The organism is Polaribacter sp. HaHaR_3_91, assembly GCF_019278525.1.
Classification (GTDB): Bacteria; Bacteroidota; Bacteroidia; order Flavobacteriales; family Flavobacteriaceae; genus Polaribacter.
In genome coordinates this window covers 3,559,447-3,579,498 of sequence record NZ_CP058986.1, presented here as the reverse complement: position 1 = coordinate 3,579,498, position 20,052 = coordinate 3,559,447, and the positions used below count along the sequence as shown (strand labels likewise).

Sequence of the window (20,052 nt, the reverse complement as noted above, 5' to 3'; positions counted from 1 at the left end):
TTTTGTTCATTTTATTTTTATTTAAGTTTATTTTTTTGAATCACTACTTGTAATATGTTTAGATAATTTATTAAAATGTTGTTTCATCATGTCCGTTGCAAGTTCAAGGTCTTGAGACTCTATGGCTAAATAAATATCTTCATGTTTTTTTATTTCAGAAATCAATTTATCTCCTTCACACACCGTTTTTCTGTCGTAAGTAGCAAGGATAGGAGGCGTAATTAAAAGCATTAATGAAATCATTGTATTGTTTTTACTTGCTTTTGCGATGGCTAAATGAAATAATAAATCCTCTTCTAAATAATCATCTCCCTCAGTAATTTTAGCTTTAAAATCATTTAAGGTGTCCTTTATTCGTTTTAAGTCCGTCTCTGTTCTCCTCTGAGCAGCTAAACTAACAGTCTTTAACTCTAATGATATTCTGGTTTCTACGAGTTCATTAAAAGTTGGAGTGTTCAAAGAAATAATTTCATCTACCATTCCGTTAAAACCTGTTAATCCAATATTTAAAATAGTACCGCTTTGAGACATTGATTTTATGATTCCATAAAACTCTAACTTTCTGATTGCCTCTCTAATGTGATTTCTTTTGATATCAAACTTTTCCGACATAATTCTTTCGGAAGGTAGTTTGTCTCCTCGTTCTAAATTTTTAGAGTTAATTAAATCTCTAATCATGCAAATCACACTGTTTTCTGAGGTTTTCTTTGCGTTCGTATCTATCAGACTTATTTTCATGAAATTGATTATTCTTTTGTGTTAAAGGGATTTGTGTTTTGTATTAAAAATATTCTATAAGAGCTAATATTCCATTATAAGAAATGATGCATGCAAAAAGGAGTGAAGCAAACAATCCTATATTTACAAATAGACTTGTTTCGTAACCCTGCATTATTTTTTTGTTATTTACGATTAAAATTATTCCTAGAATAACAATTGGTAAAACAAACACATTAAAAACTTGCGATAAAATTTGAATTTCTATTGGGTTTGCTCCAAAAGCAGGACCTATTAAAGCTACTAAACATGCAATTGCAGTTATGATTCTAAATTGACGTGAATTGGTATCTAGTTCTCCAGATTGATAATCGGCAATTAATAAAGGAGCAATTAATAAGCACGGAAAAATAGAAGATAAACCAGCACTTAATGCTCCAAAAAAGAAAATTGAAACCGCCCAACTTCCTGCAACGGGCTCTAAAGTATTTGCCATATCTAAAACTTGTGTAACTTCTTTACCTTGGTAATATAATGCACCCGCAGCGACTGCCATAATAACACCACTAATAATAAAGATTAAAATTGCTGCAGTTATAGAATCCTTTTTTTGTTGATCTAAATTTTTTATAGTCCATCCTTTTCCTTTTACAAATAAGGGTCTTGATAAAAAAGTGGCTGATGCCATTGTAGTACCAACAAAGGCTGCAACTAACATTTTACCACCTGCTACGTCTGGTATTGTTGGTATTAAACCTTTAACTACATCTATAGAAAGAGGTTGTACAAAACATAAAGAAAGTATAAATGAAAGCCCCATTAAGCTTACAAAAATGACAAGTATTTTTTCGAAAAAGGTGTATCTACCTACCAGCATTAATAAGTAAAAAGTAATAATTATTACAATTGCAGTAATTAAAACGGTTTCATATTTATAGGCGATTAAACCTTCAAAATTCATGGCTAATATTTCAAAAATAATATTGGCAGAAATACCTAAGATTCCCATTAATGAGTTCCATTGACCAAAGGTGATACCAACAATAATTAAAATGGCGAATATTTTACCATATTTAAAATGTTTTTTAAAGCCATAAAGAGCTGTTTCTCCTGTTATTAAAGCGTAATTTCCATAAGTAAACATTAGTACTCCAGAGAAAAGGCAACTTATTAAAAGTACCCATAAGAGTTGCATGTTAAATTTACTACCTGCAACAATCATAGAAGTTACACTACCTGTACCAATGGTATATCCAATGGCGAAAATCCCAGGGCCAAATCCTAAAATAACTGCTATTATTTTTTGTAGGAATGACTTTTTATTTTGGGGTGTTGTCATAGTTAATTGTTTTTATTTAGTTAATTATTCCACTCAGTATGATAGAATTTATTTGAATCGTCATTAATTCTTTGGTAGGTATGTGCACCAAAATAATCTCGTTGTGCTTGTATTAAATTTGCTGATGAATTTGCTATCGCAAAACTGTTTAAGAAATTGATAGATTCACTAAAGTTAGGAATCGGTAATTCATTTAAAATACTTTCAGAAACCACTTTTTTAACACTAGGTTTTAAAGCTTTTATTTTTTGAATGATGGTTTTATCAGTTAAAATATTGTCTGTAGATTTAAAAACTGTAACCAATTCTATCATTAAATCAGATCTAATAATACAACCGTTTGTCCAAACTCTAGACAACTCACTCAAGTTTAAATCCCATTGATAGCTTTTAGATGCTTCTTGTATCAATTTAAAACCCTGATAATGATTTATGATTCTTGCAAATTGATATGCTTTTAAAATATCATCAATGGCAACGTTAAAATTAGTGTTGTTTCGAGATTCTAAATTTTTACTTGCAGTAATTCTTTCCTCTTTATAAAATGAGGTATAACGAGCAAATAGGGCAGTAGCAATCATAGAACTTGGTACTCCTAATTGAGCGGTAGTTATGGTAGTCCAGTTTCCTGTTCCTTTATTACCTGCCTTATCCATTATTTGGTTTACTAACCAATCATCATCTTCTTTTTTTCTTAAAATATCAATGGTAATTTCTAATAAGTAGCTATTTGTTGTTTCTTTCCAAGATTCTAAAATGGCTGCTATTTCATCTGGATTATGACCTAATGCTTTTAGCATTACAAACACTTCTGCCAACAATTGCATTTCTACATATTCGATTCCATTATGCACCATTTTTACAAAATGACCACTTCCTTCTGTTCCAATATATGTACAACAAGGTAAGTTGTTGGCATCTTTAGCTGCAATTGCTTCTAAAAAAGGTTGTACACCTTTATAACTTTCTTTGCTCCCACCGGGCATAATAGATGGTCCTTTTAATGCACCTTCTTCTCCACCAGAAACTCCAGCGCCAACAAAATGAATGTTTTTGCCTTTTAGATAATCAAAACGTTCTTTTGTTTTATTATAGTTTGAATTTCCTCCGTCTATTAAAATATCTCCATCTTCTAAAAAAGGCAATAGATCTTCAATAACATTGTCTACAATTTTACCAGCATTCACCATTAACATGATTTTTCTTGGCTTCTCTAGAGAGTTTGCAAAAGATGCTATATCATCAAATGGAAGACTTGTTGATAGTTCTTTGAATTCGTTTTTAAAATTTTTAGCAACATCTTCTTCTATACCTGCAACATGTCTGTTGAATAACGATATATGAAACCCTTTATTAGCTAAATTTCGAGCAAGACTTTTCCCCATAACTCCTAATCCGAATAATCCAAATTCCGATTTTTTTAATAATTCATTACTAATCACTTTTACAATATTTTTAGGCGTTAAACTTATATCTACTTTAATGGCGTTTTTTGGTGCTTCTAAAATATCAAATTGAGATTTCAATAAATCAGAACTCATAAAATGACCTTCTCGTTGATTCATTCTTTCTTTAATTTGATCAAAAGAACCATCAAGAAAAACCCACTTTACACTATCTTTTATGTTTGTATTTAAAATAGTACGATACTTTTCTTTTAATGCAGAACAAACGATAATACAACCCTTATCTTTTAGTTGTTCTATTGCTAATTTGTTTAATGTTTGTAACCACCCGAATCTATCATCATCATTTAAGGCTTCTCCATTAGACATTTTTAAAATGTTTTTTTCAGGATGAAAGTCATCTCCATCAAAAAAAGGAACATTTAATTCTTTAGATAATAGGTGACCGATGGTGCTTTTTCCACAACCAGAAACTCCCATAATAAATGTAATGTTTGTTTTTAAATCGCTCATATATTTTTGGTTAACCAGTTTGGGCACCCAAATATATGTATTTTAAATTAAAAGCCATTACATCCACCTGTTTTTTTTGAAATTCATATAATTGCTTGATAATTAGTGTTAAAGATGTTTTTAAGTTAGACCAGACTTCTGATATGTCTAGTTTCTTAGAATATGATTTTTATAAAATGTAATTTTAGAAGTAAGAATAATTTTGATAAAAAAATTACTAAAGTAAAATTTTATAGGTTGATTTTTGATCAATAGAAGAGAGTTGAAAACGTTTCGTTTTATAAAGATAATTTAAATATGAGTAAATGATATCCAATAAAAAAAGCCTCTAGAAAATTAATTCTAAAGGCTTTTTTATATTATATTTTTTAAGTTTTACAACTTAAAAGCTTCTTTAATTGCATCTACATAGTCTAATTTTTCCCAAGTAAAAGTTTCTACTTCTTCGCTGGTAGTCTCTCCCATAGGATTAGTAAATGTAACTGTTTTTACTTCTGGAGTTCTACCCATGTGACCATAAGCAGCAGTTTCAGAATAAATAGGGCTTCTTAATTTTAAACGTTTTTCTATAAAATAAGGACGCATATCAAAAAGGGATTCTACTTTTTTGCTGATTTCTCCATCAGTTAAATCTACAGTAGCTGTACTATACGTTTCAACATTTATACTTGTTGGTTTTGCAACACCAATTGCATAAGAAACTTGTACCAAAACTTCTTTACAAAGACCAGCAGCAACTAAGTTTTTAGCAATATGTCTTGTTGCATATGCTCCAGATCTATCAACTTTAGAAGGATCTTTTCCAGAGAAAGCACCACCACCGTGAGCTCCTTTTCCTCCGTAGGTATCAACAATGATTTTTCTACCAGTTAAACCAGTATCACCGTGAGGTCCACCTATTACAAAAACACCTGTTGGGTTAATATGGTAGGTAATGTTATCTGTAAATAATTTTTGAAGATGAGCAGGTAATTTTGCAACCACTCTTGGTATTAAAATTTCTACAATGTCTTTTTTAATTTTTGCTAACATCACATCATCAGACTTGTCAAAATCATCATGTTGTGTAGAAATTACAATAGCGTCAATTCTTTGCGGTACATTATCATCAGAATATTCAATAGTTACTTGAGATTTAGCGTCTGGACGTAAATAAGGAATATCTTTATTTTCTCTTCTTAAAGCAGCTAATTCAATTAACAATCTATGAGATAATTCTAATGCTAAAGGCATATAGTTTTCCGTTTCATCTGTAGCATAACCAAACATCATTCCTTGGTCTCCTGCACCTTGTTCTTCTGGGTTTGCTCTATCAACACCTTGGTTAATATCTGGAGATTGTTCGTGGATTGCAGATAAAACTCCACAAGAGTTTCCATCAAACATATAGGCACCTTTGGTGTAACCAATTTTGTTAATTACATCTCTAGCAATTTTTTGTACATCTAAATACGTTTTAGATTTTACTTCTCCTGCTAAAAATACTTGACCGGTTGTTACCATGGTCTCGCAAGCAACTTTACTAGATTTGTCGAATGCTAAAAAGTTATCGATTAAAGCGTCTGAAATTTGATCGGCAATTTTGTCTGGGTGTCCTTCAGAAACACTTTCTGAGGTAAATAAATATGACATAATAAATCTTTTTTAATATTAAAAATTGATTTTTTTTAAACGTGTTCTTCCTATTGGAAATCAAGAAAAATAAAAAGAGATTGCATAAGTCGCTGAAAGTAGTAGAATATTACTGCTTTAGCATTTTTTGTTTCAGCAGATATAAATATCAGCGTCAGAGGTTGCAATCAGTTCAAATTTTTCCTCTAAAATTCTTTGCAAAGTTACAGCTTAAATTCTAATAACATAATTTTTCAGCATAATATTTTATTATGGTATCATCAATAAAACAAACTTCATTGTTTGTTATTTGTTTGATACTTATTAAACAAGGGGTTTTAATGTGATATTTATATTTCTAAAAAAATAAATCGGTTTTTTCTTGGTTATTAAATTTTTCTAAACATATATTTGCATTCAGAAAGTTCAATAACTTATCGAAATGTTATCAAGAAAGGTGGAGGGAAAGACCCGTTGAAACCTTAGCAACCCTTTTCGTGAGGAAAAGAAGGTGCTAAATTCTACTTAATTTCAGATTCATTTATCAGAAATTGGATAGATAACCCGTAAACAATTACACTTCCGTGTATTTGTAAAATTCTTAATAACATTTTTCTAGTAAGTACATCAAATTTTTGATGCATTCGACTTTTGGTTTAATTATTTATTAACTCAAAAAAAATAGAAAAATGAGTACGCACAAATTAGCAACAAACGCATTACATGCAGGACATGATGTAACACAAAATGGAGGTACAAGAGCAGTTCCTATTTACCAAACATCATCATACGTTTTTAACAACTCAGAACATGCTGCAAACCTTTTTTCATTAAAAGAATTAGGCTTTATTTATACCCGATTAAACAACCCAACAAACCAAATTTTACAAGATCGTTTAGCAGCTGTAGAAGGCGGAATTGGAGCCGTAGTTTTTGCCTCTGGTACAGGAGCAATTGCAACTGGTTTATTAACGCTTTTAAAAGCAGGAGATCATATTGTAGCCTCAAGTAGTTTATACGGAGGAACCTACAATTTATTAAGTGTAACTTTACCAAGATTAGGTATTACAACTACGTTTGTAGATGCTGATAATCCAGATAATTTTGCAGCTGCAGTTCAAGAGAACACAAGAGCATTTTTTGTAGAATCATTAGGAAACCCAAAATTAGATGTGTTAGATTTAGAGGCAATTTCTGAACATGCAAAAGCAGCAGAAGTTCCTTTTATTGTTGACAATACAGTGGCAACACCTGCATTATTGAATCCTATTAAACATGGAGCAAATCTTGTAATTCATTCTTTAACAAAATACATTGGCGGACAAGGAACTTCTTTAGGAGGAGCAATTATTGATGCTGGAACTTTTAACTGGGCAAACGGAAAATTTCCTGAATTTACAGAGCCTTCTGCAGGGTATCATGGTTTAAAATATCATGAAGCTTTAGGTGCAGCGGCGTTTACTTTTAAATTGATTTTAGAAGGATTACGTGATTTTGGTGCAGCTTTAAGTCCTACAAATGCATTTAATATTATTCAAGGTTTAGAGACTTTACCCGTTAGAATTAAGCAACATTCAGAAAATGCATTGGCTTTGGCAACTTGGTTAGAAGCGCAAGAAGAGGTTACTTGGGTAAACTATCCAGGTTTAAAAAGTAATAAATACAAAACGTTAGCAGATAAATACTTGCCTATAGGACAAAGTGGTTTGGTAACTTTTGGAGTAAAAGGTGGTTTTGAAGCAGCAAAAACAATCGCAGATAATACCAAATTATTCTCTTTACTAGCAAATATTGGTGATACTAAATCATTAATAATTCATCCAGCAAGTACAACGCATCAACAATTAGATGAAGCGGCACAAGCAAGTGCAGGTGTAAGTCAAGATTTAATTAGATTGTCTGTTGGTATTGAAGATTTAGAAGATTTAAAAGCAGATTTAACAGCAGCTTTTTCAAAAATATAAAATGATGTCTGTTCGAGGGTAATTGAAAGGTTTTTTTACTTTTTGTAATAGAAGAGTTCTCAACTGCGCTCGAACGGACAATAATTTAAAATTCAGTAAATAATTTGGAACATCCATTACAACATATCAAAATAAAAGATTTTACTACAGAATCAGGTGCCTTAATTTCGGAAATGAATTTAAGTTACCAGGTTTTTGGTCAAGATTTAGGGACAGCTCCTATCATTTTGGTAAATCATGCACTTACTGGTAACTCTTATGTTGCAGGTAAAGAAGGTTGGTGGCGAGATATTGTTGGAGATGAAAAGGCAATTAATACTAAAACCTATACCATTTTATCCTTTAATATTCCTGGTAATGGTTTCGATGGAATTTTAATTGATAACTATAAAGACTTTATAGCTAGAGATGTTGCAAAGATATTTTTAGAAGGTTTATCAATTTTAAAAATTGATAAACTATTTGCTTTGATTGCAGGTTCTTTAGGAGGCGGAATTGCTTGGGAAATGATGGTACTAAACAACAATTTAACACAACATTTTTTACCAATAGCAACCGATTGGAAATCTACAGATTGGTTAATTGCCAATTGCCAAATTCAAGAACAATTTCTGGTAAATTCTAGCAATCCTGTTCATGATGCACGTATGCACGCTATGTTGTGCTACAGAACTCCAGAAAGTTTTAAAGAGCGTTTTCATCGATCTAAAAAACAAGATTCAGATATTTTTGATGTAGAAAGTTGGTTATTACATCACGGAAAATCATTGCAAGAACGATATCAATTATCTTCTTATAAGTTAATGAATCAATTATTAAAAACGATTGATGTTACTATTGGAGGACAAAAAGATATTGAGATTTTAGATAAAATTAATGCAAATATTCATATTATAGGTGTGGATTCAGATTTGTTTTTTACTGCGGAAGAAAACAGAGAAACACATAAAAAGTTAGCATTAACAAAAGATAATGTTACGTATAATGAAATAAACTCTGTGCATGGTCATGATGCATTTTTGATGGAGTATGACCAGTTGCAAAAAATTATTGAGCCTATTTTTAATAAAGATTATAGAGAGAAGAAGATGAAAGTTTTAAAATTTGGAGGAAAATCTTTAGCCAATGGTGAAGGATTAGAAAATGCAATAGAAATTATTGCAAGTAAATATAAAGCCGGAATAAAAGTAACCGTTGTAGCCTCTGCAAGAGGAAATTCTACAAACGAACTAGAAGATATTTTAGATAAGGCAGCGTCAAAAAAGGAGTATAAAACAAAGTTTGAAAAGTTTAAAGCATATCAATCAGAACCAAATAGTTCTGTAGACTTTTCTCAAGAATTTTCTAAATTAGAAACCATTTTTGAAGGTGTTTCTTTATTGGGAGATTATAGTCATAAAATTAAAGATGAGGTTTTAGCTCAAGGAGAATTGTTATCTGTAAAATTGGTAGCTAGTTTGTTAGAGAAACAGCAAATTTCTTCAAATGCTGTAGACTCTAGATCTTTAATAATTACAGATGAAAACTTTGGAAATGCACAACCTATTCCAACGGTTTCTAAAGAAAATGTGATTAATTTTTTCAAAAATAATGACACAACAGTTAATATTGTTACAGGTTTTATAGCATCAAACAAAAAAGGAGAAACCACTACTTTAGGTAGAAATGGTAGTAATTATACTGCAGCTTTATTGGCTAATTATTTAGATGCGGATGAGTTACAGAATTATACACATGTAAGCGGAATTTTTACAGCAAATCCAGATTTGGTTGCAGATGCTAAAAAGATTGAGCAATTATCATTCTCGGAAGCGAATGAAATGGCCAATTTTGGAGCAACGATTTTACATGCAAAAACCATTATTCCGTTATTAGAGAAAAATATCAATCTTAGAATTTTAAATACATTTCATAAAGAAGATAAAGGAACTTTAATTACATCAGAATCTTCATCAGCAAAAGGAATTAAATCTATTGCTACCATAGATAATGTTGCTTTACTGAATTTTGAAGGTAGAGGTTTATTAGGTAAAGTTGGTGTTGATGCTCGTATTTTTAAGGTTTTAAGTGATCGTAATATTAGTGTAAGTATCATTGCACAAGGTTCATCAGAAAGAGGAATCGGTTTTATTATTGATGCAGATAGAGCGGTTGAAGCGGTTTCTGCATTAGAAAAAGAATTCGAAAATGATTTTTATTCGCAAGATGTAAATCATATTTCTATTGTAAGTAATGTTGCGGTGATTTCTATTATTGGTCAAGATTTAAGTGAATTTCATCATCCTTATAATGCGTTAATCAAAAATCAAATTGTACCACTTTTATTCAATAATACGGTTACTGGAAAAAATGTGAGTTTGGTGGTTAAAAAAACCGAATTACATAAAGCAGTAAATGTAATTCATGGTCAAGTTTTTGGAGTTACTAAAAAAATAAACATTGCCGTTTTTGGTAAAGGTTTGGTTGGTGGAACTTTAATAGATCAAATTATAGAAAACACACAATCTGTTTTAGAGCGTAGAAAAATTCAATTGAATGTTTTTGCCGTAGCAAATTCTAAAAAAGTATTGCTGAATAAAAATGGAGTTTCTAAAAATTGGAAACAAAATTTATTAGAAAATGGGGAAGAAAATGTAACTGTTGATGATATTATCGCTTTTACAAAAGCAAACCATTTTGAAAACTTGATAGCGGTAGATAATACAGCGAGCGTCAATTTTGTAAGTAATTACATTCCGTTTATCGAAGCTGGTTTCGATTTAGTTTCTTGTAATAAAATAGCAAATACATTGTCTTTTGATTTCTACAAAGAAGTAAGAGCAAAGTTAAAAGAGTACAAAAAACAATATTTGTATGAAACCAATGTTGGTGCAGGTTTACCTTTAATTGATACCATTCGTTTATTGCATGAATCAGGAGAAAATATTACTAAAATTAGAGGGGTGTTTTCTGGAAGTTTGAGTTATTTATTCAATACTTTTTCTGCGGAAAATGTTCCTTTTTCTAAAACATTGCAAGAAGCAATTGATAAAGGATTTACAGAGCCAGACCCTCGTGAAGATTTAGGAGGAAATGATGTAGCTAGAAAATTACTAATTTTAGCAAGAGAATTAGAATTAGAAAATGAATTTGATGAAGTTGAAATTAAAAATTTAATTCCAAAAAATTTAAGAGAAGGTTCTGCTGCTGACTTCTTAGGGAAATTAGACTTATTGAATGACGAATATCAAAAGATAAAAGAAAACCAAGAACCGAATCATGTTTTACGTTATATAGGTGAATTAAGTGGAGATTTGTCGCAAAATAAAGGGAAATTAGAAGTGAAATTAGTTTCTACAGATAAAAGCACTCCATTAGGTTCTTTAAAAGGTTCTGATGCAATTTTTGAAATTTATACAGAATCTTACGGAGAACAACCAATTGTAATACAAGGGGCAGGAGCAGGAGCAAGTGTAACTGCAAGAGGTGTTTTTGGAGATATTCTAAGGTTAGCAAAGCATAATAATTAAATAGTAGGTAGTTATGAGTTGGCTGTATTTCAGTCAACTACGATTTTAAAAAAACAAGAGATTGAAAGAGACAAGAATAAGGCAGCGAAAGAATGGAATTACCCTTTTTTGTCTTAACTCTTGATTCTAAAAAGCGATAGCGGTCTAACAATAATACAATACAAATTATGAGTAAACATTTCGAAACAGAAGCAATTAGAAGTCAAACAGAAAGAAGTCAGTTTTCTGAACATTCTACACCTTTATATTTAACCTCTAGTTTTGTTTTTGACGATGCAGAAGACATGCGTTCATCCTTCGCAGAAGAAAAAGAACGTAACTTGTATAGTCGTTTTACAAATCCAAATACTACAGAATTTGTAGATAAAATTGTTGCTATGGAAGGTGCGGAGGCTGGTTATGCTTTTGCAACAGGTATGGCAGCTATATTTTCGTCATTTGCAGCGTTGTTAAGTGCCGGAGATCATATTGTTTCTTGTAGGTCTGTATTTGGATCAACACATGGAATGTTTACTAAATACTTGCCCAAATGGAATATTGAAACTTCTTATTTTAAGGTTGATGAGGTAGATTTAATAGAAAGTTTGATTCAAGAAAATACAAAGGTTCTTTATATAGAAACGCCAACAAACCCTGCTGTGGATATTTTAGATTTAGATGTGATTGGTAAAATTGCCAAAAAACACAATCTTATTTTTATTGTTGACAATTGCTTTGCAACACCATACATTCAACAGCCAATTAAATTTGGAGCAGATTTGGTAATTCATTCTGCAACAAAATTGATTGATGGTCAGGGAAGAGTTTTAGGTGGAGTAACAGTTGGTAGAGCAGATTTATTAAGAGAAATCTATTTGTTTGCAAGAAATACAGGACCAGCAATGTCTCCTTTTAATGCTTGGGTTTTGTCTAAAAGTTTAGAAACCTTATCAATTAGAGTAGAAAAACATTGTGAAAATGCTTTGAAAGTTGCTTCTTTTTTAGAAGAAAATGAAAATGTAGAGCTTGTAAAATATCCATTTTTAAAGTCGCATCCTCAATATGAAGTAGCTAAAAACCAAATGAAATTAGGAGGAAATATTGTTGCCTTTGAGATAAAAGGAGGAATTGAAGCTGGAAGAAAGTTTTTAGATGCTATAAAAATGTGTTCATTGTCTGCAAATTTAGGAGATACAAGAACTATTGTTACGCATCCATCTTCTACAACTCACGGACGTTTGTCTGAAGAAGATAGATTAGAAGTTGGTATTACTAATGGTTTGGTTCGTGTTTCCGTAGGTTTAGAGCATGCAGTTGATATCATTGCTGATTTAAAACAAGCTTTAGATAATAATTAATAATAGATATTTTGATTGTTTAAAGAGTTGGTTTTAATCTCTTTATTTAATTAAATAATAATTTTATTTAAAATTACAGTAAATTGGTTAACCAATTTTGTATTTTTAAAAATTCAATTATTAATGTCATTATTTTTATGAAAATTTCTTTCAGATTATTATTATTTATTGGTTCATTATTTTTATCTTTTTTTTCTTGTAGCTCTGCAGATTCAGAAGAAGAAATAGTAGATATTTTGTCTTTATCTACAATTGCTGAATTTTCTGCAAGTCAAGAAACACAAACCGTTGAGGTAACTGCGAATGCTTATTGGTACACGAGTAATAATAATGACTGGATTAACATTACACCTACAAACGGAACAACTAACAGAATCATAAATATTTCTGTAACAGCAAACTCTGAGTTTAATAAGCGTACAGGAATAATAACTGTTATTGGTGATAATATCACTAAAAGTTTAACAATTACACAAGCAGCAAGAGAAGAAATTTCAGGAGAATTAGATCCTAATAAAGTACCATCACAAAATTTTGATTTATCAACATGGAATTTGAGTATTCCTACTAATAATGGAAATGGTGTAGCTAAGACAATTACTGTAAGTGAGCTTAATAGCGAATATAAAAATGATACTTATTTTTATACTGCAAATGATGGTGGAATGGTTTTTAAATGTCCAGTTGATGGATTTAAAACATCTCTAGGTACAAGTTATACAAGAGTTGAGTTTCGCGAAATGCTAAGAGGAACCAATACGAGTATAGATACCAAAGGAGTTAATAAAAATAATTGGGTTTTTGGTACTGCTCCGCAAGCGGATATAACTGCCGCTGCAAGTTATGACGGAGAAATGTCTGCAACACTTGCTGTAAATCATGTAACAACTACAGGTAATTCTGATCAGCAAGGGCGTGTTATTGTTGGTCAAATTCATGCAAATGATGATGAACCTATCCGTCTTTATTATAGAAAATTAGAAGGTAATACTTTCGGTTCTATTTATTTTGCACACGAACCTGCAGAGGGAAGTGGAGCTGAACAATGGCACGAAATGATAGGTTCTAGAAGTGATAGTGCTTCTAATCCTTCAGATGGAATTGCTCTAGACGAAAAATTTAGTTATAACATTAAAGTTGTTGGAGATGATCTAACGGTTACTATTATAAGAGAAGGTAAAGCAGATGTTGTTAAAACTGTAGTTATGGCAAATAGTGGTTATAATACTGGTGGACAATACATGTATTTTAAAGCTGGAGTTTATAATCAAAATAACACTGGAGATGCTGATGATTATGTGCAAGCTACTTTTTACGCTTTAGAAAAGTCGCACACTGCAAATTAAGTTAGGGTTAAAAATACTTAGATTTTAGATTAAACTATAAACCCACTGAGATAATACTTAGTGGGTTTTTAGTTTTAAAAGATATTTGTAAAAAAGTATATCCTACTGTTTTAGTATAGTAATTAAATTGTGTAATTTTGCACTATGCTATCAAAGAAAACAAAATACGGAATTAAAGCACTTACTTATCTTGCAAGACTAGAAGATAAAACGCCTGTTTCTATTGCTACGATTTCTAAAAATGAAAATATTTCTTTAAAATTTTTAGAAACTATTCTTTTAACCCTTCGTAAAAACGGATTGTTAGCGTCTAAAAAAGGAAAAGGTGGTGGCTACTATCTTTTAAAAGAGCCTAAAGATATTCAAATGACTACTATTATGAGAATCTTAGAAGGGCCAATTGCCATGATTCCTTGTGTTAGTTTAAATTTCTACGAAAAATGTGCAGATTGTCCTGATGAAAACCTTTGTGCTGTAAACAAGTTAATGGTTCAGGTAAGGGATAGTTCTTTGCAGATTTTTAAAAATACTACTCTTGCAGATTTGTGTAATTGCTAAATTTATAACAAAAATGTAAGTTCTATAGAGTAGGTAATCTGTTAATTAACAATTCTATAGTTAGATTAATTGTAAGCTTCTTTAGTCAATTAATATTGAGTACAATACATCTTTACAAATACACTTCATAGTCCCTTTGTATTATTTTAATTACTAAATCCTTGTAGTGGTTACATATTCATAATTTATTTGCCTTTTTTTTATTAATCTACTAAATCTATAGGGTTTAGGTAATTTTTAAGATTTAATCCCGACTTTTTGTATAATAATAATGTAGATTTGCATACCCTATTAAAGTAGTAGGGTAATTATTTGAATTAATTTTTTTTATGATTTTAGACCAAATCATTTTTAGTAAAAAAGCACAGACTAAAGGTTTTAAAGAAGATAAAACTTCTGAAAAACCTTTACGAAGTGTGCTTAAGGCATTAAGTTGGAGAGTTATAGGTACCGTAGATACTTTAATAGTGTCTTACCTCTTAACAGGGGAGTTATCAGTAGCTACTTCAATTGCATCAATAGATTTTTTAACAAAGTTAGTTTTATACTTCTTTCACGAGAGAGTATGGAATAAAATAAAATGGGGAAAGTAATGAGCTTAAACTTAACACAAGTTAACGCAGAATTAAAAGATAAAAGTCCAGCAGAAATTATAGCTTGGGCTATTTCTTTTGCTAAAAATCCAGTAATCACAACCAACTTCAGACCTTATGAAGTTGCAATTTTAAAAGCGGTTACGGATGTGCAAAAAGACATTAAAGTAATTTGGTGTGATACAGGTTACAATACGATGCAGACGTATAAACATGCAGAAGATATTATAGAAAAGCTGAATTTAAATATTCATTTATATACACCAAAACAAACTGCAGCTCATAGAAATGTTGTTTTAGGAGTTCCTTCGGTAGAAGACCCAAAACATGTTTTGTTTACAGAACAAGTTAAGTTAGAACCATTTTCTAGAGCTATGAAAGAACATCAACCAGATGTTTGGTTTACAAACTTAAGAAAAGGTCAAACTGCATTTAGAGATAGTATAGATGTTGTTTCTCAAAGTAAAGACGGTGTGGTAAAAGTGAGTCCGTTTTATAATTGGACAGATGAACAGTTAGATGCTTATTTAGTAGCGCAAAATTTGCCAAATGAGTTTACATATTTCGATCCAACAAAAGTAGAAAGTAACAGAGAATGTGGTTTACACATCTAAAAAGATAATTATGAGTAATACAACAATACAAGTAGATGCTTTAGAAAGTGAAGCAATTTATATTTTTAGAGAAGTTGTAGCGCAGTTCGAAAAACCTGTGTTGCTTTTTTCTGGAGGAAAAGACAGTATAACGTTAGTGCGTTTAGCACAAAAAGCATTTTATCCTGCAAAAATTCCTTTTCCTTTAATGCATATTGATACAGGTCATAACTTTCCTGAAACAATAGAATTTAGAGATCGTTTAGCAAAAGAATTAGGTGTTGAGTTAATTGTAAGAAATGTACAAGACAATATAGATTCTGGTAGAGTTAAAGAAGAAACTGGTAGATATGCAAGTAGAAATATGTTGCAAACAGAAACCTTATTAGACGCTATAGAAGAGTTTGGTTTTGATGCATGTATTGGAGGAGCAAGAAGAGATGAAGAAAAGGCTAGAGCTAAAGAAAGAATCTTTTCTGTAAGAGATGATTTTGGTCAATGGGATGAGAAAAACCAACGTCCAGAAGTATTCGATATGTTAAACGGACGCATAGATTTAGGTCAAAATGTACGTGTTTTCCCTATTTCTAATTGGACAGAATTAGATGTTTGGTCTTATATCAAACAAGAAAACATCGAAATTCCTTCTATCTATTTTGCACACAAAAGAAAGATTTTTGTAAGAGACGGAATGATCTGGTCTGCAGATGACGACGTTGTTTTTAGAGATAAAGAAGAAGTTGTAGAAGAAAGAATGGTTCGTTTTAGAACTGTTGGAGATATGAGTTGTACAGCAGCAGTTTTATCCGACGCAGTCGATATTGCAAAAGTTGTAGAAGAAATTAGAGATTCTTCCATTTCAGAAAGAGGTGCAAGAATAGATGATAAACGTTCTGAAGCAGCAATGGAGAAACGTAAACAACAAGGGTATTTTTAGAATACTTTGGGCGTTTTAACGGGCTTTTCACTATATCTTTTTTTGAAAAGAACAAAAAAAGGATGTCGTTTCAATCCCTAACGCAACTATTTGCAAACACCTTACAAAATTTAATCGCTTTGTAAGTATTAAAAATGAATACAAATTAAGCTAAAAGCCAAAGGCTAATAGCGAACAGCTGATAAAAAATGAAAGTACTAAAAATAGCAACAGCAGGTAGTGTAGATGATGGTAAGAGTACCTTAATTGGTCGTATTTTATACGATACAAAATCATTAACTGACGATAAATTAGAAGCAATAGAAGAAAAAAGTAAACAACGTGGTTTCGACTATTTAGATTTTTCTTTAGCAACAGATGGTTTAGTTGCAGAACGTGAACAAGGAATTACTATTGATGTTGCACATATCTATTTTTCTACACCAAGTAAAAGTTTTATTATAGCAGATACTCCAGGTCATATAGAGTATACAAGAAATATGGTTACGGGTGCTTCTACAGCGCAAGCTTCTATTGTTTTAATCGATGCAAGAAACGGTGTTATAGAACAAACGTACAGACATTTTTTTATCAATAATTTATTAAGAATTAAAGATGTTGTAATTGCAATAAATAAAATGGATTTAGTTGATTTTTCTGAAGAAAAATACAATGCAATTAAAGCCGAAATAGAATACATAGCAAGTAAAAGTGAATATAAAGGTCAGAATTTAACATTTATTCCAATGTCTGCTTTACAAGGAGATAATGTGGTAAATAAATCAGAAAACACTCCTTGGTATAAAGGTGATACATTAATGGATCATTTAGAGAAATTAGATGTAGAAGATATTGCAGATGATTCTCAAGTTCGTTTTCCTGTACAAACGGTTATTAGACCAAAAACAGAAGAATATCACGATTTTAGAGGGTATGCTGGTAAAATTTACGGAGGAGATTTATCTGTTGGAGATGAAATTACGGTTTTACCTTCTCAAACAAAATCTAAGATTAAGAGTATTAATTTCTTCGACAAAGAATTTAATACTGCAAAAAGAGGAAGTTCTGTTACCATTACGTTAGAAGATAATGTAAATGTAAGTAGAGGAGATATGTTGGTAAAAATTAATGAAGAACCAACAATTGCAAAACAATTAGATGCAACCATTTGTTGGATGGACAAAGAACCTTTACAAGCGTCGCAAAAATATTACATTAAACATGGTGTAAATGATGCGCAGGCAAAAATTACACAATTATCAAGTATCATTAAAACTGATTTTTCTGGAATTGAAGAAAATCCATCAGAATTAGTCTTAAACCAAATAGGAGACATACAATTAAAATTAAGCAAGCCTTTGTTGGTAGATTCTTATAAAGATAATAAATCTAATGGATCTTTTATTTTGATTGATCCAAAAACGAACAATACAGTAGGTGTTGGTTTTATCAAGTAGTAAGAATAAAGAATAAAGGAACAGTAAAATTAAAGTAGAATTTTAAGGTATTAAGAATTGCTTAATATTTTATACGAACTACTAAATACTAGAAAAAATGCAGAGTTTTAGAACCGAAATAGAGAATCCAGTTGTAGAAAGAGATATTATTGAATTAGCAGATAAAATTGCAGCATTCAATAATCTAGAAATAGATGAAGAAAAATTTAGAAGTTTACGTTTAGCAAGAGGTGTTTACGGTCAGCGTCAAGAAGGCGTACAAATGATTCGTATTAAATTGCCTTATGGTAAAGTAATGAGTAATCAATTACGTAGAATTTCTGAAGTTTCAGACGAGTATTCTAGAGGAAGATTACATATTACAACACGTCAAGATATTCAAATTCACTATGTAGATTTACAAAGAACGCCAGAGTTATGGGCAGAATTAGAAAGAGATGATGTTACCTTGCGTGAAGCTTGTGGAAATGTTGTTAGAAATGTAACAGCATCAGAAACTGCGGGTATCGATGTAAACGAACCTTTTGATGTTTCTCCGTATGCAGATGCTTTGTATAAATTCTTTTTACGTAACCCTATTTGTCAAGAAATGGGACGTAAATTTAAAGTTTCTTTTTCTTCAACAGATGAAGATACAGGTTTATCTTATTTACATGATTTAGGTTTTATAGCTAAAATTGAAAACGGTGTAATAGGTTTTAAAGTGATGGTTGCAGGAGGGTTAGGTTCTCAGCCAAGACATGCAGAAACTTTATATGAGTTTTTACCATCAGATAAAATTATTCCAGTAATGGAAGGTGTTTTAAGAGTTTTTGATCGTTATGGTGAGCGTAAAAGTAGAGCCAAAGCAAGAATGAAATTCTTATTAAAAGACATCGGTTTAGAAGCTTTTAAAGAATTGGTAGCACAAGAACAAAAGGCTATCGAATTAAAATCAGTTGCTATTGATGCTGATGGTTATGTTGCATCAACTCCAGTTGCTGTTGATGCTCCACAAGTAGAGATAAAAAATAAAGAAGCATTTGATTTATGGAAATCTACCAACTTAATTCCGCAAAAACAAGCAGGTTATGTTGCTATCGGAATTAAAGTTTTATTAGGAGATTTTTACACAGATAAAGCACGTTTATTAGCAGATTTAGTTGATACTTACGCAGCAGGAGAAATCCGTTTAACCTTGCGTCAAAATATTGTAATTCCTTTTGTAAAAGAAGATTTAGTTCCTTATTTCTATCAAGAGTTAGAAAAATTAGGATTTGTAGAAGCAGGTTATAACAAAGCAGTAGATATTACTGCGTGTCCTGGTACTGATACTTGTAATTTAGGTATTGCAAGTAGTACGGGTATTGCAGCAGAACTAGAAAAAGTGATTGCGGCTGAATATCCTCAATACTTAAAAAATGAAGATTTAGTAATTAAAATTAGTGGTTGTATGAATGCTTGTGGACAACACAACATGGCAAACATTGGTTTTCAAGGAATGACTGTTAGAACTCCAGATAAATTAGTGGCGCCAGCATTACAAGTTTTATTAGGTGGAGGAAACTTAGGAAACGGAAATGCATTATTTGCAGATAAAGTAGTAAAAGTACCAAGTAAAAGAGGACCAGAAGCTTTGCGTAGAATCTTTAACGATTTTGAAGCAAATGCTGATGGAAAATCATTTGTAGAGTATTATAAAGTGACTGGAGAACGTTATTTTTATGATTTATTAAACGATTTACAAGATGTTACTAATTTAACTCAAGAAGATTTTATCGATTGGGGAGAAGCAGATAAATATGTAAAGGAAATAGGAATTGGAGAATGTGCTGGTGTTGTAATCGATTTAATTGCGACTTTATTCTTAGAAAGTGATGAGAAAATTGAAAATGCAAATGAAGCTTTTGAAAACAAAGTATATTCAGGAGCTATTTATTACGCATATCAGTCTATTGTAAACTCTGCAAAAGCGTCTTTATTAGCAGCAGATAAGAAAACAAATACACATGCAAGTATCGTTTCTCAATTTGATGAGTACTTTATTGCATCAGAAAAAATAGATTTAGGAGGTTCTTTTGCAGATTTAATTTATCAAATTAATAAGTTTTCGCCAACAGAAGAATTTGCAAAGAAGTATATTAGCGATGCGAATACGTTTTTACAGAAAGTAAGAGCTTTTAGAAATGCTGAAACTGCAATTGCAAAGTAAGT

At 31.1% G+C, this 20,052-nt stretch carries 14 protein-coding genes and 1 riboswitch; of the genes, 10 read left to right on the top strand and 4 right to left on the bottom strand.

Annotated features, from left to right (window positions below; all coding sequences use genetic code 11):
• Window positions 1–27: 27 nt before the first annotated feature.
• From H0I27_RS15010 to metK, 4 genes are all read right to left on the bottom strand, one after another.
• Entirely contained in the window at window positions 28–738 is a 711-nt protein-coding gene (locus H0I27_RS15010; protein WP_218731424.1) for a FadR/GntR family transcriptional regulator, read from the bottom strand.
• A 43-nt stretch (window positions 739–781) separates the two neighbouring features.
• Window positions 782–2,056 carry an Nramp family divalent metal transporter gene (locus tag H0I27_RS15005; protein ID WP_218731422.1) on the bottom strand — a complete coding sequence of 425 codons (1,275 nt, stop codon included), beginning with the start codon at window positions 2,054–2,056 and terminating at the stop codon, window positions 782–784.
• 20 nt (window positions 2,057–2,076) lie between these two features.
• Window positions 2,077–3,975 (bottom strand): NADP-dependent phosphogluconate dehydrogenase, encoded by a 1,899-nt coding sequence (gene gndA / locus H0I27_RS15000; RefSeq protein WP_218731420.1) that lies wholly within the window; start codon window positions 3,973–3,975, stop codon window positions 2,077–2,079.
• Between the two features lie 375 nt (window positions 3,976–4,350).
• Window positions 4,351–5,607, bottom strand: coding sequence for a methionine adenosyltransferase (gene metK, locus H0I27_RS14995; RefSeq protein ID WP_218731419.1), 1,257 nt, complete (start codon window positions 5,605–5,607; stop codon window positions 4,351–4,353).
• Between the two features lie 421 nt (window positions 5,608–6,028).
• Window positions 6,029–6,152, top strand: a riboswitch (SAM riboswitch).
• A 123-nt stretch (window positions 6,153–6,275) separates the two neighbouring features.
• On the opposite strand from metK, the gene H0I27_RS14990 reads away from it, so the two are divergent.
• The 10 genes from H0I27_RS14990 to H0I27_RS14945 all read left to right on the top strand — a co-directional run bounded on the left by H0I27_RS14990 (window position 6,276) and on the right by H0I27_RS14945 (window position 20,050).
• Entirely contained in the window at window positions 6,276–7,550 is a 1,275-nt protein-coding gene (locus H0I27_RS14990; protein WP_218731417.1) for an O-acetylhomoserine aminocarboxypropyltransferase/cysteine synthase family protein, read from the top strand.
• A gap of 104 nt (window positions 7,551–7,654) precedes the next feature.
• A complete protein-coding gene (thrA, locus tag H0I27_RS14985; protein ID WP_218731415.1) occupies window positions 7,655–11,059 on the top strand; it encodes a bifunctional aspartate kinase/homoserine dehydrogenase I in 3,405 nt (1,134 codons plus the stop codon).
• Window positions 11,060–11,226: 167 nt separating this feature from the next.
• Window positions 11,227–12,396, top strand: coding sequence for an O-succinylhomoserine sulfhydrylase (locus H0I27_RS14980; RefSeq protein WP_218731413.1), 1,170 nt, complete (start codon window positions 11,227–11,229; stop codon window positions 12,394–12,396).
• Between the two features lie 137 nt (window positions 12,397–12,533).
• Window positions 12,534–13,742, top strand: a complete 1,209-nt coding sequence (locus tag H0I27_RS14975; RefSeq protein ID WP_254713100.1) for a polysaccharide lyase family 7 protein — start codon at window positions 12,534–12,536, stop codon at window positions 13,740–13,742.
• 144 nt (window positions 13,743–13,886) lie between these two features.
• Window positions 13,887–14,300, top strand: coding sequence for an Rrf2 family transcriptional regulator (locus H0I27_RS14970; protein WP_165733138.1), 414 nt, complete (start codon window positions 13,887–13,889; stop codon window positions 14,298–14,300).
• Between the two features lie 329 nt (window positions 14,301–14,629).
• Window positions 14,630–14,893, top strand: a complete 264-nt coding sequence (locus tag H0I27_RS14965) for a DUF2061 domain-containing protein (RefSeq protein WP_208891073.1) — start codon at window positions 14,630–14,632, stop codon at window positions 14,891–14,893.
• Window positions 14,893–15,507 carry a phosphoadenosine phosphosulfate reductase family protein gene (locus H0I27_RS14960; protein WP_218731411.1) on the top strand — a complete coding sequence of 205 codons (615 nt, stop codon included), beginning with the start codon at window positions 14,893–14,895 and terminating at the stop codon, window positions 15,505–15,507. The genes H0I27_RS14965 and H0I27_RS14960 overlap by 1 nt, the downstream gene beginning before the upstream one ends.
• Before the next feature lie 10 nt (window positions 15,508–15,517).
• A complete protein-coding gene (gene cysD, locus H0I27_RS14955) occupies window positions 15,518–16,423 on the top strand; it encodes a sulfate adenylyltransferase subunit CysD (protein ID WP_218731410.1) in 906 nt (301 codons plus the stop codon).
• 188 nt (window positions 16,424–16,611) lie between these two features.
• Entirely contained in the window at window positions 16,612–17,859 is a 1,248-nt protein-coding gene (locus H0I27_RS14950; RefSeq protein ID WP_218731409.1) for a sulfate adenylyltransferase subunit 1, read from the top strand.
• Between the two features lie 97 nt (window positions 17,860–17,956).
• Window positions 17,957–20,050, top strand: coding sequence for a HEPN domain-containing protein (locus H0I27_RS14945; protein WP_218731408.1), 2,094 nt, complete (start codon window positions 17,957–17,959; stop codon window positions 20,048–20,050).
• Window positions 20,051–20,052 lie beyond the last annotated feature (2 nt).